Origin of the sequence: Cognaticolwellia aestuarii (genome assembly GCF_002000025.1) — a bacterium.
In the GTDB taxonomy this organism is placed as follows: domain Bacteria; phylum Pseudomonadota; class Gammaproteobacteria; order Enterobacterales; family Alteromonadaceae; genus Cognaticolwellia; species Cognaticolwellia aestuarii.
In genome coordinates this window covers 67,715-84,149 of record NZ_MUZV01000013.1, presented here as the reverse complement: position 1 = coordinate 84,149, position 16,435 = coordinate 67,715, and the positions used below count along the sequence as shown (strand labels likewise).

Here is a 16,435-nt window from a genome sequence, read left to right as displayed (position 1 = left end):
TGTCTTAATGAACGGCTTTCAAGATTGTACCTTTTTTGTCTAGCGACAATAGCGACATGGCCCCACCTGATCCCATTCCGAACTCAGAAGTGAAATGTGTTAGCGCCGATGGTAGTGTGGGAGTTCCCATGTGAGAGTAGGACATTGCTAGGCTTCTATTTAGAGAAACCCGTAGCTAACGCTACGGGTTTTTTGCTTTCTGGGCTTTATAATTAAATAAATTCAGTGATAAACGCTAAAATGACCATAGCGGCATGGTTGAGTTCATTGTGAACTCAGCAGTGTCTGCTCTAGTGTATCCATGCGCGTCAAGAGCCCGTTACGAAAGTAACGGGCTTTTTGTTATCTAGTGCTGAGGAAATATTCAAAATAAATAGTATTCGGCAGCTTTTCATTAATATCAGTGATAAAATCAGTTATATATTATTGTATGGTTAGTAAAGATGTATTATGGCAATTAACTGGTTCCCTGGGCATATGCATAAAGCCCAAAAAGAGATTAAAGAAATTCTACCGCAAATTGATGTAGTGATTGAGGTTTGTGATGCTCGTTTACCTTTTAGTAGCGAAAATCCCATGATCACTGAAATTCGCGGGGATAAACCTTTAATTAAAATTCTTAACAAGTCAGATTTAGCCGATCCAAAAATTACTGAACAATGGCTTAATTACTTAGAGTCTCAACATAATGTTAAAGCGATTGCTTTGACAACAGAGTCGCCGTCGGTTGCCAAGACCTTACCAAACTTAATTAGAAAGTTAGCACCGAATAAAGACGAAGCTGGTAAGCAAATCAATGCCGTGATTATGGGGATCCCGAACGTAGGTAAGTCTACCTTGCTTAACACGTTAGTAGGTAAGGCTAAAGCCAAGGTAGGTAATGAACCTGCAGTCACGAAAGGGCAACAAAGAATTCGCTTGGAAGAAGGACTATATTTATACGATACTCCAGGCATGCTTTGGCCTAAAATAGTAAATGAAAATAGTGGCTACCGCCTAGCTATTACAAGTGCGGTTAAAGATACCGCTTTCGATCATGAAGAAATAGCCTGTTTTGCCGCTGAGTATTTATTAGCTGCTTATCCTGAAAGATTAAAAGAGCGCTATAAGCTTGAGGAACTTCCGGAACAGGATGTTGAGTTAATTGAAGCAATTGGTAAACGACGTGGCTGTGTTAAAAGCGGTGGATACATTGATTTTCATAAAGCTTCTGAAATATTAATTAATGAAATTCGTGATAAAACTTTAGGTGGCATAAGCTTCGAAACACCTGAAATGGTGATCGCCGAAGTTATTCATTTTGATAAGGTTGAAGAAGATAAAGTTGCTGCTAGAGAAGCGAAAAAAATTGCCCGCGGCCGAGGTCGACGCAATAAACGTTAAACTAAAAATAGGAAGACATTGCAACATGAGTGAAAAATTTGAATTACACCCACAATTAGCCAAAGACTGTTTTGTTATTACTGATTTACCGCTTTCTCAATTGTTACTTTGTAATGATAGCGCATTTCCTTGGTTTATTTTGGTTCCTAAGGTTGATAATGTTCAAGATATTTATCAACTGGATTGGCAGCAGCAACAACAGCTTTTGAATGAATCTAGCATGTTAAGTGAAGTACTTATGCAAGAATTCAACGGAGATAAGATGAATGTAGCAGCGTTAGGAAATGTCGTTCCACAATTGCATTTACATCATATTGTACGTTATAAAAATGATGTCTGTTGGCCAAAGCCGATTTGGGGGCAGCAAGCGTTGACACCCTATACGGATGAAGCGTTAGCTGTAATTAAGCAACGTATATTACCTAACCTGTCGGCAATATTAGCGTCAGACAGTTAACAGCTATCACTATTGGATTTTAAGGTCCAAGCTTGTTAACTAAAGTTAACTAAGCTTGGACTGCTAGTAGCAATCTTATTTTATTAACTCAAGTGATTGACTCAAATCATCAATTAAGTCTTCTACGTTTTCTAAACCAACAGATATTCGAATTAAACTATCGCTGATACCTGCATTTTCTCGCTCTTCTGGTGTGTATGGTGAATGTGTCATAGATGCAGGGTGCTGAATTAATGATTCTGCATCACCTAGGCTCACCGCAATTGAGAATAGCTGCATGCGATTGATAAACTCGCTGCCTCCGGCTAGATCACTGTTTATTTCAAAGGCGATAACCCCGCCTGCTGCTTTCATTTGTGAGCCAATGTATTTATATCCCGGATGACTTTGTAAGCCAGGGTAGTAAACTTGTGATACGTTTTGGTGACTTTCCAAAAAATCCGCAATTTTTTCAGCATTGCGACAGTGACGCTCCATGCGGATTGGTAATGTTTTAAGACCTCGCATGATCAACCATGCATCATGTGGACTCATTGTTGCGCCAATATCTTTTAAAACTGTCATTTTGATATTCATGATCATTTCATTGCTGCCGCAGATAATACCAGCAACCACATCACCATGACCGTTTAAGTACTTTGTTGCACTGTGCACAACGATATCAATGCCATACTGCTTGGGTTGCTGTAATACCGGGGTTAAAAATGTATTGTCTACAATTGAAATAATATTATGCTTTTGGGCAATTTTACCAATTACAGCTAAGTCGTAGACCGCTAAATTTGGATTTACAGGCGTTTCTAAAAACACAACTTTAGTATTGGGCTTTATTGCTGCTTCAATCTCGGCAGGGTTTGCCATATCAACAAAACTAACTTCAATACCCCAACGGGTTAACTGATGGTTCATCAAGGCAAAAGAACAGCCATAAACAGCCTTTGATGAAATTAAATGATCACCTGATGATAAGTTTGCTAACAAAGCGCCTGAAACTGCTCCCATGCCTGTTGCCGTTGCTGCCGCATCTTCCATGCCTTCCATTGCAGCTACGCGCATCTCTAGCTGTCGAGTTGTAGGATTACCTAGTCGACTATAAATATAACCTTCGGCTTCACCTGCAAACCTTTCTGCACCCTGTTGTGCATTGTCGAAAATAAAAGTCGAGGTTTGATAAAGTGGTGTTGCTAACGAACCAAATTGTTCATCATTAATGCGACCAGAATGAATGGCTTGCGTTTCGATGTATTTACTTTCAGACATGGTATACCTTTCTCTTTAGAAAATTTTTATTGTAATGTTGCACAAATATAAGCAATTATGTTGCCAATAAAAAATATACATACTTATCAATTACTTGAGTTTAATTTGTTTTACTGTGTAAGAGAATAGCTGTAATTTTGTAATAAAATAATTACAAGGTTGTAGGTTTAAGTGATGATTTAACTGTAATATTGGCTAGTACTTAGCTATCAGTGTTTGAGTTTTATTTGTTTTGTAATATATTTATTACATTGTAACTTGTATAGTACAATATTGTTGTCGGCAAGGTTGATTAGGAATTAATATGCGCATAGAAATAAAATCTGAAGACCGAATGGGCATTAGCCAAGAAATATTAGCCGCATTTACCGAGCTTGCATTGAACATACAAGCTATGGAAGTAAGCTCACAATTTATTTTTGTTTATTTAGCTGAAAGTACCATTAGTTTTGCCCAAGTTAAACAGGCATTAAAAGCAGTTCCTGGTGTGAATCACTGTGTAGAAATTGACTTTCTGCCATCTGAGAGTAGAGAGCGCCATTTAAGAGCATTAGTGAATCGTCTACCAGATGCCATCATTGATATGGATGAAAATGCTCGTGTAATGGCATTAAATCGAGCAAGTGAGGAGCTATTAGTTAATCATCAACGGTATAAAGGTATTACTTCAAAAGTAGGGGAGCAGTTGAAGGGCCTTAAGGTTAATGAGCTACTTGAACTTGAAATTTCACTACCGTTGTTAGATACAACTAGTTCACAAAATATTGATATTGCAGGACAAAATTATATCGCTGAAATCACCCCTATCAGTGACCAAGAAAACAATTCGGGAGCGGTAATTTCCTTTAAATCAATTACCAGCTTAGGTCGACAGATTTCAATATTACAAACCAGAGACGAACAAGGCATTGATAACATTATTGGGCAATCGACGAGTATTCAATTGCTGAAAGAGCAAACCATGCGTTTTGCTGAATTAGAGCTACCGGTTTTAATTAATGGTGAAACCGGTACGGGTAAAGAACTTATAGCAAGGGCGTTACACAATGCTAGTCATCGTAAAAAAGCCCCTTTTCTAGCCATCAATTGTGCCGCTTTACCTGAACATTTATTGGAAAGTGAATTATTTGGCTATGCCAATGGCGCTTTCACTGGTGCTCAAAAAGGTGGTAAACCTGGATTATTTGAATTAGCTGAAGGGGGAACAATATTTTTAGATGAAATTGCTGAGATGCCGCCTTATTTGCAAGCTAAGTTATTAAGGTTTTTACAAGATTTTACTTTTCGTCGTCTAGGAGGAACAAAAGAGCTGCAGGCAAATGTTAGAGTACTCAGTGCTACTCACCAAAATTTATTGTCGATGATCAGTAAAAAGAATTTCAGAGAGGATCTTTTTTATCGTCTAAATGTGCTTACTTTAAGTTCTCCGCCATTACGTGAGAGGAGAGAGGATATTGCTTTAATAGCGCAGCACTTTGTCATGCTTGCAGCAGTACAATTGAACTTGCAGCAAGCAAAAATTGATCATAAAGCAATGCAGCTTCTTTCGGCTTATCATTGGCCAGGCAATATCCGAGAATTACAGAATGTACTTTTTAGAGCCGTGGCGCTAAGCCAGTCTGGTCATATTTCAGCGCAAGATATTGCAGTTGCTTTAGCGCAATTTGAACAGGACAATGTGAACCATTTTCAAGTCAGCGCGAGCACTGATGAGGTGGAAGACTGGGCAAGTGCGCAAGCAGCCTTTGAAAAGCAATTAATTACTCACTTATATCCACATTACCCAACTACTCGCAAGCTAGCTGAGCGACTAAAAGTATCTCACAACAAAATTGCTATGAAATTACGTCAGTTCGGTATTACGAGTTAATATACTTACTCTTCTAATATCTTATATAAGATCTTTCTGACGTTTTCTGGTTCAAAAGGTTTATCACACATTGCTGTTACACCTTCGGTTAGTATATTCGCGAGGTGTGTATCATTGCTTTCACTGGTCACCATGAGTATTGGAATATGAGACTGTGTGCTTTCACTGCGAATATAACGAGTCAGTTCTTTACCATCAACTTCAGGCATGTTGTAGTCAGTTACAACGAGATCAAACATGCTTTCTTTCAATAAGGCAATCGCTTCACTGCCATCAGCAGCTTCAACTATTTTCAATAAGCCTAAATTATTGAGGACACGTTTAATATGGTTCCTAGCAAGGCGGCTATCATCCACCAGTAAAACTCGCACTTCATGAACATCAAAATATTCAAGCTCGAGTTCATCGGTAGATAGTAAATCAATCGTTGTATCAATAGCGGTTGCTAAATGTGCTGAGGTGAAAGGTTTTGGCAATAATGCAATGACCCCTGACTGTTTAAACTCTTCAAGGCTCTCGCGCCTAAGCTCACTCGATACCAACATAAACGGTGTATCGGCAATACTTGGGTTGTTTCTTATTTGATGTAATAAATCAATAGCGCTTCCGTCATCAAAATACATTGCACTGGTAATTAAATCGCGAGGATGTTTTTTGGCTGTTTCGTATGCTTGGGCAATATTCTTAGCTTCGGCAACTTGAGTTATACCTTGTTGCTTTAACTCTTTGATGATGATTTTTCTTTGTAAATCAGACGGCTCAACAACAAGTAAAGATAATTCATTCGGATTCATAATATGACTCAACTATTTCGGTAATTGGTGCTTAACCACCAATAAATTTGACTTTAAAACCATTTTTTTCAAGTACTGATTTTATTTCTTCACGTTTATCACCTTGAACTTCAATGATTTCACCAACGACACTGCCACCGGTACCACATGTTTTCTTTAGTTTTTTTGCCAGCTCTTTTAAGGATTTATTGTCTAAACCTAATCCGGAAATTGTGACAACACCTTTACCTTTTCTACCTTTGGTTTCTCGTCGTACTTTGGCAAAACCGTCTGAAGCCGTTATGGTTTCTGTTGTTGACTGTTTGATCCGTCCTTGCGATGTTGAATAAACTAATGATTCATCATGATGAGTTACTGAATTATTATCACTATCGATACTTTTGCCGAATGCCCCTGCTAAATCGCTCAGGCTTGAAAATGTTTTTGTCATAGTAGTGTCTATTGTTCTTTAAATGAGTATCTTTTACGCTTATAAAAGGTAAGTTCGATTGAGATTAAAAACACTTAACGGTTATTAATAACGGCTAAGCACAGTATTTTACAAAGCTATTGTTAGGATTATAGCAATTTTGAAACTAATATCGTTGAAAATAGTTAACATAACGACAAGATACTAGACAAGGTGTTTTTCTGTGCTCTTATCTGGTAATGCTCAAAAAGGGCGGGCGAATTTTTTATTTTTTAGATAAAATAAAACCACTACAAGAGTGGTTTTATTATAGATATTTTTTGCTATTAGTTTAAAGCTTGCTTTCTAATTCAGGTAAAGCATCAAATAAATCAGCAACTAAACCGTAATCAGCTACTTGGAAGATTGGCGCTTCAGCATCTTTGTTGATAGCAACAATCACTTTTGAATCTTTCATACCGGCTAAATGTTGGATAGCACCTGAAATACCAACGGCAATGTATAAGTCAGGGGCAACAATTTTACCTGTTTGGCCAACTTGCATATCGTTAGGTACAAAACCAGCATCAACAGCAGCGCGAGAAGCACCAATTGCAGCACCTAGCTTGTCAGCAATACCATCAAGTAGTTTGAAGTTATCACCATTTTGCATACCACGACCACCAGAGATAACAACACCAGCAGCGCCTAAGTCAGGTCTTTCAGATACTGAAAGCTCGTCGTTTACGTGGCTAGATGTACCCGCATCAGTTGCTTTATCTAAAGCAACAACTTCCGCACTACCGTCAGTTGCTACTGCGTCAAAACCGGTAGGGCGAACTGTGATTACTTTTTTGCTATCTAAACTTTGAACGGTAGCAATTGCGTTACCTGCGTAAATAGGGCGAACAAATGTGTCGCTGCTTTCTACGGCAATAATATCTGAAATTTGTGCAACATCTAACAAGGCAGCAACACGTGGCATAAAGTTCTTACCCGTTGTTAATGCTGTTGCAACGATGTGGTCATAGTCAGCTGCTAATTCAGTAACTAACAATGAAACGTTTTCAGCTAGCTGATGTTCGTATGCTGCGTTATCAGCAACTAATACTTTAGCTACGCCGTTAACTTTGCTTGCTGCATCGGCAACAGCTTGACAATTATGGCCAGCAACTAACAAGTGAATTTCGCCACCCATTGCTTGTGCCGCCGCAACTGTTTTTAAGGTATCAGCTTTTAATTGGCTATTATCGTGTTCGGCAAATACTAAAATGCTCATGAGATCACCTTCGCTTCATTTTTTAATTTTTCTACTAATTCATCAATGCTTTCAACAATAATACCTGCTTGACGTTCTGCAGGAGGTGTTACTTTAACTAAGTTTGTGCGTGATGTTAAATCAATGCCAAAGTCAGCTGCAGCTTTCACATCTAAAGGCTTACGTTTAGCTTTCATAATGTTTGGTAATGATGCATAACGAGGTTCATTCAAACGTAAGTCAGTTGTGACGATTGCAGGTAAGTTTAATGCGATAGTTTGTAAACCACCATCAACTTCACGAGTCACATTGACTTTATCACCGTCAACGCTGACAGCTGATGCGAATGTACCTTGAGGCATGCCAGTAAGGGCTGCTAGCATTTGACCGGTTTGGTTGTTGTCACTATCGATAGCTTGCTTACCAAGAATAACCAATTGTGGCTGTTCTTCTTCAACAACTTTCTGTAATAGTTTAGCCACGTTGATAGAATCTAAGTTTTGATCAGTATCGATTTGAATTGCACGATCAGCGCCTAAAGCTAAAGCTGTACGCAGCTGCTCTTGACAAGATTTATCACCAATAGATACGGCAATAACTTCTGTTGCTGTTCCTGCTTCTTTTAAACGAACTGCTTCTTCAACTGCGATTTCACAAAATGGGTTAATTGCCATTTTTACATTAGCAAGATCGACATTTGAGTTGTCTGCTTTAACACGTACTTTTACGTTATAGTCAATAACGCGTTTGATGGGTACTAATACTTTCATCGTTGCCTCTGATTGTGCTTGTTGTAAGTAATATTGGCTAAACTAAATATAAATTCAGCTTAACACTGGAATAATGGTTTGAAAGACTACTTGTAGATTACGTTTACGTCAACGTCTTCTGTAGATATCGTCAGTCAAATTGCGCTTAAACAAATATTATCGGGAAATAATGCAATACAAGATAGTATTTAACACGAAAATATCTATAATGTTTGATGTTATCAAACAGGTGTTTGAAAATCAAACGAGTGTTTGAATTTTTCATAAAAATAGAATGATGGGAGATGTTATGGAACGCGAATCAATGGAATTTGACGTTGTAATTGTTGGAGCCGGTCCTGCAGGCCTGTCAACTGCTTGTCAATTAATGAAGTTAGCACAAGAAAAAGAACAAGAACTCATGGTTTGTGTTGTTGAGAAGGGCTCTGAAGTAGGGGCTCACATTCTTTCAGGTGCGGTTTTTGAACCGCGAGCATTAAATGAGTTATTTCCTGACTGGAAAGAAAAAGGTGCGCCTTTGAATACCGCTGTTACTGGCGATGATATTTATTTATTTAATGGCGAAGAAAGCGCGGTTAAATTGCCTGGCTTTGGTGTGCCTAAAACCATGCACAACGAAGGTAACTTCATTGTGAGTATGGGTAATGTGTGTCGTTGGTTAGCCGAGCAGGCAGAGCAGTTAGGTGTAGAAATTTTCCCAGGCTTTCCTGCCCAAGACATTATTTATAATGATGATGGTAGTGTTGGCGGCGTGATCACTGGCGATATGGGGTTAGACGCAGAGGGAAATCAAAAAGATTCTTTTATGCCTGGTATGGAGTTAAAAGCTAAATACACTGTATTTGCTGAAGGTTGTCGTGGCCACTTAGGTAAAGAGCTTATTGCTAAGTTCGCCCTAGATGCTGATAAATCGCCACAACATTACGGCCTAGGTTTTAAAGAAATTTGGGATATTGACCCTGCAAAACATCAAGAAGGTTTAGTCGTTCATTCTGCTGGTTGGCCACTAGAGAAAGATACAACGGGTGGTGGCTATTTATATCACGCTGAAAACAACCAAGTCTTTGTTGGCCTAATTATTGACTTAAATTATAGCAACCCTCACTTAAGTCCATTTGATGAGTTTCAACGCTATAAGCACCATCCTAAAATTGCCCAATATCTCGAAGGTGGCAAGCGAGTTTCATACGGCGCAAGAGCAATGGCAAAAGGTGGTTTTAATTCACTACCTAAAATGACCATGCCAGGTGCTGTACTTGTAGGTTGTGATGCCGGAACAATTAACTTTGCAAAAATCAAAGGCAATCATACTGCAATGAAATCAGGTATGTTGGCGGCAGAGTCTATTTTTGAAGCGCTAGCTGCTGGCGACGAAGGGGCTAAAGACCTTACTAGTTTCACTGATAAATATCGAAACTCTTGGTTATACGATGAGCTTTATAGTACCCGTAATTTCGGTCCTGCAATGCACAAGTTCGGTACATTTTTGGGCGGTGCTTATAATACCATTGATCAAAACTTCTTCGGTGGAAAGTTACCGTTTAATTTTAAAGATGACAGCTTAGATCATGAACAGTTGAAGCTTGCGAAAGATGCTCCGGTGATTAATTATCCAAAACCTGATAATAAATTGAGTTTTGATAAACTGTCATCAGTATTTTTATCAAACACTAATCATGAAGAAGAGCAGCCATGCCATTTGAAGTTAGCGGATAGCAGTATTCCAATTAGTGTTAATTTGGCTAAATATAATGAGCCTGCTCAGCGTTATTGTCCGGCAGGGGTATATGAAGTTGAAAGTACGGCAGAGGGAGATAAGTTTGTTATTAACTCTCAGAATTGTGTGCACTGTAAAACCTGTGATATCAAAGATCCAAGTCAAAATATTACTTGGGTGACACCTGAGGGTACTGGTGGCCCTAACTACCCTAATATGTAGTTGAATTACAGGGAGTTACGATAATAAAAAAGCCTGCATTGCAGGCTTTTTTATGTTTTTAAGTAGCAAAGTAAGTGTTTAATTTGTCTCGATCAGGTTAAATTCAACTAAAGCGGGTATTTCCTGTTGTAAGATGTTTTCTATAGCGTCGAGTTTCACCAAACTTGTGCAAATAGCCTCTGCTTTTATCTCTAAAGCATTAGCTTGCTTACTGATATCAAGTTTTAGATCATTTCCCATCGTCTCAATACGTTGATCAAACGTTTCAACACGTTGCTCTGTACTTTGCTCTTCGCGATGAGTCATTGCCTCGCCCACGGCAACTAAAATTGAGCCAACGGAGTCTGAAACAATTGCTTCGATTTCTTTTTCAAATTCACCAGCAAAAATTTCATCAAAATCATCAAAATCTTGTGGCGCAATGTAATAACTTTCATCACTATGATTGAATCGTGAGCGAAGGCGCCATTTCATTTCATCAAATTTTTCTTGAAACTGTTGATGCGAAGCACTATTTTCACCCGTTAAACTACTGATGACTTTGTTGACAGCTTTAAGCCCTAGTTCAACACCTTCGATAGCAATTGAAACAATCGCAGGGACTTGTGATCTAATGCCGTTGGTATATTCACTTAACTGCAGTTTTTGTATGTTATTGAGCTGAATTTCACGACCATGCACAAAAAGTTGGTGTTCACCGTTAATTTGCACATAGGTTTGACCGTGATTAACCATTCGAACATGAGCAGGGTCAATAATTACGGCATAATTAAAGTTAATATCACACTGTTGAGCGTTTACAGCACCAACATACAAAAAGAAAATTAAAAGGCTGCGGGCAATTAATGCCATGACAAAACTCCATATTAATTTAAAGTGTTATTGGAGACTTTATGTCGAAACAATTGGGTCTATATGAATTTTTCGCTCTTTATAAGCGATTTTACTTGGGCCATACTCTCTGCGAGTTTTTTCATGAAACTCACCAATATGTACTTGCACACCATGGTAAACTTTTTCATTTGCTTCAACATAAACGCTTGTCATATATTCTTGTAGTGTGGTTTCAATAGACTCTTTATCAAAAAGTAATTGCCCCATGTTTTTAGCGTGATACTGATAGGTAGACATTACTTTTGCCAACATTTCAGGTTTCGCTTTCTCTTTTGGCAGTTTTTTGAGTTTTTCTGCGGCAAGTTTTAACTCTGCTGCTTTATCAGACTCGCTTTTAATCGCCAGATCTAGATCAGCCATTTGTTTGAGGAATTCATTGATTTTATCTTCAAAGCTAATGATCGTTAGACTACCCGCAGTGGCTCCAACCGTACCTGCTCGAACGGACTCTCCAACACGAATATGACCGGCAATGAGCTTGCCATTGGCTTTATCTTCATTGCCTAGCCACAATGTTTTCGTAACATTGACAATATTGTGCATCATTTGATTTTCAATTCGCAATGAGTGGCAAGAAATTTCAGCATATTGACTATACTTAGCAAAAACTTTACCACCGGCATTAATATTGACGCTCATTGATATTTCAGATACATCAACACCTTCAATATCCTGTTTTTTGCCAATAATACCTGTGCCTATCGTTATATCACCACCGGCATCTAATGAAGCTGATTCAACAAAGCCACCAATAGAAATATCGCCGGTTGCAAAAACCTTCATGCCTTCACAAACATCACCGTCGATAATAACGCTACCTTCAAATTTTACATGGCCAGTGCTGACATCAACATTTTTCAGTTGGTAAACACTGTCAACTTCCATGCCGTTTTCAATAATTCGAGGCAGGCCAACTTTAGTGGAAACTAAAATGCTATTATTTTTAGGGCTTAAACTCGTGCCTTCACCGACATGCATATCGATATCTTCACCTGGCTTAGGCTCTAAAATCTCTCCGGTAACGGTAAATCCTTGTATGCCATCAGTAAGTGGAATTTTTTTCGCTAGCGGATCACCAACTTTTACACAAATAATATCACCTAGATCACGCATATCGACGCTACCATCTTCACGCTTTTTAGGTTTTAAAATTCGATCTTGTGCACTTTCAACTAAAAGCTTAATACGGGAATCTTTACCGTCAATGGGAAGTTTGCCATGCGCTATTTCACTTTTTACGATTGCCCCTGCAGGCTCTTTGGCGGCTTGTTTGGCAAGTTTTATTAATTGCTCTTTACTAAAGCCTTTACAAACATTGGCATCTTGCGCAGCATTTAATATGGCTTTTGCACTCATGTGCTGGCCACCTAATGCTGTTGATATTTCAGCGGTTGCTGACATATTGTCTTTTTCAATTGAAATTGAAATCGTTGCATCACGACGCTCAAGTACTTGATATTTTATTTCACGGCCAGCTTGATCCTCTGTTAACGTTTTAAGCACGCTATTTAATTCAGCTATGGCATTTTTGATATTGCTATTATTTACATATAAATTACTATACTCGGAGTTATCGATTAACTCGTTAATATGTACTTCAGATAACGGTGTCTTTGTTTTAATTGGAGACAGCACTAGATCGATATTATTCTTATCGTTACTTACTAAACTTGCCTTACTCACACTTTTATAACTCCATTATTTTATCAAGCTCAAGTTTTCTTATTTATAAGTTTCCTTAGATATAGTTTTCTTGATGTACTTTAATAAAATTCGCTGTACCGACTTTTGAATAATCAAGTTTGTATTCTTTATTGTCCAAAGCCTGAATAAACACTAAGGTTTTTTCTTCACCAAATACTTCAGAGGCGCTGACATCAACAACTTCTTGGTAGGCTTTTTTTGCCTCAGCTCGTTTTTTTGGCATGACACCATTATATAAATCTATGCCTGTGTGGCTAACTATCGCAACAGGGTGGCTGCCATTAATCACAAGTAGATCAATTTTTTTATTTTTATGTATGATGGTATTACGACCGCTGGTTATAAAGTTCTTATCGTTCAAAGCATTCTCCTTTTGAGAATCAGTTACTTGTAGCTTTCAATTGTAACGGTTAAAAATACGTTTTCATTTGTATAAAAGCAAATATTGAAATTAATAACTTATTATTTTGCTAGCACAAGCTAAAGCATTATTTTTTTGCTACCTTTAAATATATAAAGATTTGAATTACTAAGCAATATAAAACCGCATTGTTGCTTTAATATCCCACTTTAATTAACTGCAGCGTTCGTAGTTTGGACGTTCTTTACTATTTATTAACATTCTACGGATTAAATCTAAACCTCGAGCTGCGACCACCTGTTGAAATTGTCGTCTTGCTAGTGGAATATAATGATATTTTGCCTGTAGTGTTTCTTTTGTTCCCCAGGCTATCCAAACCGAGCCCGTCGGTTTATCTGGTGTGCCACCATCTGGTCCTGCTATACCTGAAACGGCAATGGCATAGTCAGCGTTAGATTTTTCTAATGCGCCTTTAGCCATCGCTAAGACGGTTGCCTCACTGACGGCTCCATGATTTGTTAATGTTGTGCTAGGAACATTGAGCATTTTAGTTTTCATGTCATTTGAATAAGTGACATAACCGGCTTCAAATACCGCTGAAGAACCTGCTATTGCGGTAATTTGGCTTGCTATTAAACCACCGGTGCAAGATTCTGCCACGGTAATTTTTTGTGCTGATTTGGTCAGTAACGGCACAACATATTCAGCGATGGTGGTTTTATCACATTCACCTATATGAAGAATATGATCGCCGAGCAATTGGTTCAAGCCTTGTTGAGATGATGCAAGTGCTTTTACGCCTTGTGAATTTAATGGCGCTAACTTTACTTCGAGCAAAGGCATAGCTGCACGAAAACCGATAGTCAGGTCTTTCGACCAATTTGGAAGGTTATCATCAATCATAGCTTGTAATGTTGACTCTCCAACACCAAAAGTTTGTAAGCGGTAAATAGACGGTTTAGTCACTTCAGGGAAGTGCTGTTGTAAGTTAGGTATAATCTCATCTTTTAACATTTGGGCTAGCTCACTTGGTACACCCGGCGTACAAAGTATAAGGCACTTGCCAAGTGTCATACTAAAACCAACAGCACTACCCGTGGCATTGGCAATTATTTTGCAACCTTTAGGTAAATAAGCTTGTTTTAAATTAGGTTCATTAAGTATGGTTTTTCGCTTTTCTGCCCATTTTTTTAGGTGTAAGTGGGCCTGTGGTTCAAGGTGTAAATCAACCCCACAGGCTTGGGCTAAGGCTGGCGAGGTTAGATCATCAATCGTGGGACCTAGTCCACCATTAATAATTAATAAATCAGCGGATTGGCTAAGCTGTACTATTTCTGAACACAATTGCTCGGAATCATCCCCAATCGTAGTTTTTTTATGAATACTCAAACCAATGTTATTGAGTTGCTCGGCAAACATGATTGAATTAGTATCGATAATATCACCGTTCATTAATTCATTGCCGGTCAGCAATAAACTCACCTGTATATCCATGTTATTCCAAATTTAATTGTATTAATGATTTATGTTAACGAAAAATACACATAATTGCTCGACCAGTTTAGGTAAATATTTTTATCGTCATTTAAACCTTATCAAGATTAAAGTTCACTTACTTATTAAACAATCAATAATTAAATTTAAGGGAATACTATGTCTACTCAAGCTATAAAAGCTATTTTGGTTACATGTTTTATCACGCTATTGAGCATCAGTGCTCAGGCCGATGTGGTTGATGAAATAGAAAGAAACTTTAATGTTGAGCGCAATAGTACATTTGAGCTTGATAATATTAATGGTTCCGTTGCTATTACCGCCTGGGAAAACTCAACTATTCGAGTAAATGCTACGATCAAAGCCGATAACCAAGAAGATAGAGATAACGTTGTGATTGATATGCAACAGACATCGAGCGGGGTAAGTGTAGAAACGCGATATAAAAAGCGCAACAGTTGGAAACATAATAGCTCAGGCAAAGTGGAGTATATTATTATGGTGCCTAAAAGTATCTCCTTATCAGCTATTAATCTTGTTAATGGTTCGTTGACCATAGATAACGTTCAAGGCTTAGTGCAAGCTGAATTGGTTAATGGTTCGATCAAAGCGAGTGGTTTAGCAAACAACACTAACTTAAGTTCGGTTAATGGTAGTATTAAAGTAACCTATAGTGAGCTTGCTATCGACTTATCGCACATTAATATTGATACAGTTAATGGCAGTATTAAGCTGTTAGTTCCTCACTCATTTAATGCTAATGTTCAGGCGGAGACTATGCATGGCAGTATTAAAACTGATTTTGGCTTAGTTGCTGAAAAGAATTTATTTACTGGCCGTCATCTTCAGGGAGAAATAGGTAGCGGTGGGGTTGATGTCACATTAACGAGTGTTAATGGCAGTATCAAATTATTAAAGTAAAAGTACTAAGCTCGAAATAAGCGTCTTAGATGCTGTGTTATAAATAGTAAATTAGCTATAAAAGCGAGTTAAACTAGCTCGTTTTTATAATTTTTTTATCAGGCTGAAATATTTGCACTATGATGAGTACATAGACAAATAAACTGAGTAAAAAATTGATCCGCATTCGAGCAACAAGGCTGTCGCCGATATTAGTGTTTACCTTATTTACTATTTTATATTTTGGTCATTATGCCTTACAGGCGAAAGAATATATTATTGGTGTTGAAGATGTTAGTTATTATCCTTTATATGATTTCTCTGCTGATACCCCTAAAAAAGATAGTTTTAGTAAAGCGCTATTAAGTCGCTTTTTTCGTTATCGAGGTTACCAGTTTAAGTTTGTTGCATTGCCATTAAAGCGTTTTGATAAATGGTATTTAGAAGAGGCAATTGACTTTAAGTTTCCTGACAATAAACGCTGGCAAACAGAGCAGTTAAAAAACTTAACTATTATTTATAGTAAGCCAGTATTATGGTTAACTGCCGGTAGCTATGTTCTGAAAAAAAATCAAAACCTGCCGCGTAAAGCCATTAAAAGCTTGGGCACTATATTGGGTTTCTTTCCGACTCTTTGGCAAGATAGAATTGCCAGCAATACAGTTGAATTAGTAGAGGCTTCGTCGTCCTACAGTCTGATCAAGCATTTGCTCCATGGTAATGTAGATGCCATCAATATTGATAAAAATGTTATTGATTATAATTTGCAGCTGTTTCTGGAAAGCACAGAGACAATTGTTTTGAATAAGCACACTAAGCATGAGTCTTATGCTTATCATCTTTCAACGATCTACCACCCTGAAATTATAAATGAATTTGAGCAATTCTTACTTAGTCATCATCAACTGGTGACAGAAATGAAACAAAAATATGGTATTATTGAAGCTCCAGAAAATAATTAGT

Annotated in this window: 15 protein-coding genes and 1 rRNA gene; 7 read left to right on the top strand and 9 right to left on the bottom strand. The window is 37.9% G+C overall.

Translation table 11 applies throughout. The features are described from left to right. The first annotated feature begins 38 nt into the window (after positions 1 to 38). From rrf to B0169_RS16935, 3 genes are all read left to right on the top strand, one after another. A 5S ribosomal RNA gene (rrf, locus tag B0169_RS16945) occupies positions 39 to 153 on the top strand. Positions 154 to 450: 297 nt separating this feature from the next. Further along, positions 451 to 1,383 carry a ribosome biogenesis GTPase YlqF gene (gene ylqF / locus B0169_RS16940; RefSeq protein ID WP_077288093.1) on the top strand — a complete coding sequence of 311 codons (933 nt, stop codon included), beginning with the start codon at positions 451 to 453 and terminating at the stop codon, positions 1,381 to 1,383. A gap of 25 nt (positions 1,384 to 1,408) precedes the next feature. Continuing rightward, positions 1,409 to 1,840, top strand: a complete 432-nt coding sequence (locus B0169_RS16935; RefSeq protein ID WP_077288092.1) for an HIT domain-containing protein — start codon at positions 1,409 to 1,411, stop codon at positions 1,838 to 1,840. Positions 1,841 to 1,915: 75 nt separating this feature from the next. On the opposite strand, the gene megL is transcribed toward B0169_RS16935, so the two are convergent. Further along, complete coding sequence (gene megL / locus B0169_RS16930) at positions 1,916 to 3,100, bottom strand: methionine gamma-lyase (RefSeq protein WP_077288091.1); 1,185 nt, start codon at positions 3,098 to 3,100, stop codon at positions 1,916 to 1,918. Between the two features lie 304 nt (positions 3,101 to 3,404). On the opposite strand from megL, the gene B0169_RS16925 reads away from it, so the two are divergent. After that, positions 3,405 to 4,970, top strand: a complete 1,566-nt coding sequence (locus tag B0169_RS16925) for a sigma 54-interacting transcriptional regulator (RefSeq protein ID WP_077288090.1) — start codon at positions 3,405 to 3,407, stop codon at positions 4,968 to 4,970. A 5-nt stretch (positions 4,971 to 4,975) separates the two neighbouring features. On the opposite strand, the gene B0169_RS16920 is transcribed toward B0169_RS16925, so the two are convergent. From B0169_RS16920 to B0169_RS16905, 4 genes are all read right to left on the bottom strand, one after another. Then, positions 4,976 to 5,776 carry a response regulator gene (locus B0169_RS16920; RefSeq protein ID WP_077288089.1) on the bottom strand — a complete coding sequence of 267 codons (801 nt, stop codon included), beginning with the start codon at positions 5,774 to 5,776 and terminating at the stop codon, positions 4,976 to 4,978. 19 nt (positions 5,777 to 5,795) lie between these two features. Next, positions 5,796 to 6,194, bottom strand: a complete 399-nt coding sequence (locus B0169_RS16915; RefSeq protein WP_077288088.1) for an SUI1 family translation initiation factor — start codon at positions 6,192 to 6,194, stop codon at positions 5,796 to 5,798. Positions 6,195 to 6,504: 310 nt separating this feature from the next. Beyond that, a complete protein-coding gene (locus B0169_RS16910) occupies positions 6,505 to 7,431 on the bottom strand; it encodes an electron transfer flavoprotein subunit alpha/FixB family protein (RefSeq protein ID WP_077288087.1) in 927 nt (308 codons plus the stop codon). Further along, the gene (locus tag B0169_RS16905) at positions 7,428 to 8,180 is read right to left on the bottom strand and encodes an electron transfer flavoprotein subunit beta/FixA family protein (protein WP_077288086.1); all 753 of its coding nucleotides are present in this window, start codon (positions 8,178 to 8,180) and stop codon (positions 7,428 to 7,430) included. Before B0169_RS16905 ends, B0169_RS16910 begins: the two co-directional genes overlap by 4 nt. A gap of 289 nt (positions 8,181 to 8,469) precedes the next feature. Between B0169_RS16905 and B0169_RS16900 the strand changes: the two genes are divergently transcribed. Beyond that, entirely contained in the window at positions 8,470 to 10,119 is a 1,650-nt protein-coding gene (locus B0169_RS16900; protein ID WP_077288085.1) for an electron transfer flavoprotein-ubiquinone oxidoreductase, read from the top strand. A gap of 78 nt (positions 10,120 to 10,197) precedes the next feature. Here B0169_RS16900 and B0169_RS16895 read toward each other — a convergent pair whose 3' ends face one another. The 4 genes from B0169_RS16895 to B0169_RS16880 form a co-directional block, all read right to left on the bottom strand. Further along, on the bottom strand, positions 10,198 to 10,971 hold the full coding sequence (locus tag B0169_RS16895; protein ID WP_077288084.1) for a DUF2884 family protein: 774 nt from the start codon (positions 10,969 to 10,971) through the stop codon (positions 10,198 to 10,200). A 39-nt stretch (positions 10,972 to 11,010) separates the two neighbouring features. Next, positions 11,011 to 12,696, bottom strand: a complete 1,686-nt coding sequence (locus B0169_RS16890) for a DUF342 domain-containing protein (protein WP_077288083.1) — start codon at positions 12,694 to 12,696, stop codon at positions 11,011 to 11,013. 55 nt (positions 12,697 to 12,751) lie between these two features. Then, complete coding sequence (locus B0169_RS16885) at positions 12,752 to 13,078, bottom strand: hypothetical protein (protein WP_077288082.1); 327 nt, start codon at positions 13,076 to 13,078, stop codon at positions 12,752 to 12,754. Between the two features lie 213 nt (positions 13,079 to 13,291). Then, positions 13,292 to 14,572: a CinA family nicotinamide mononucleotide deamidase-related protein gene (locus B0169_RS16880; RefSeq protein WP_077288081.1), complete on the bottom strand. Its 1,281-nt coding sequence runs from the start codon at positions 14,570 to 14,572 to the stop codon at positions 13,292 to 13,294. Between the two features lie 159 nt (positions 14,573 to 14,731). On the opposite strand from B0169_RS16880, the gene B0169_RS16875 reads away from it, so the two are divergent. Together B0169_RS16875 and B0169_RS16870 are read left to right on the top strand one after the other, a co-directional pair. Next, a complete protein-coding gene (locus tag B0169_RS16875) occupies positions 14,732 to 15,493 on the top strand; it encodes a DUF4097 family beta strand repeat-containing protein (RefSeq protein ID WP_077288080.1) in 762 nt (253 codons plus the stop codon). Between the two features lie 155 nt (positions 15,494 to 15,648). Next, positions 15,649 to 16,434, top strand: a complete 786-nt coding sequence (locus B0169_RS16870; protein ID WP_143323584.1) for a hypothetical protein — start codon at positions 15,649 to 15,651, stop codon at positions 16,432 to 16,434. Position 16,435: the final 1 nt, after the last annotated feature.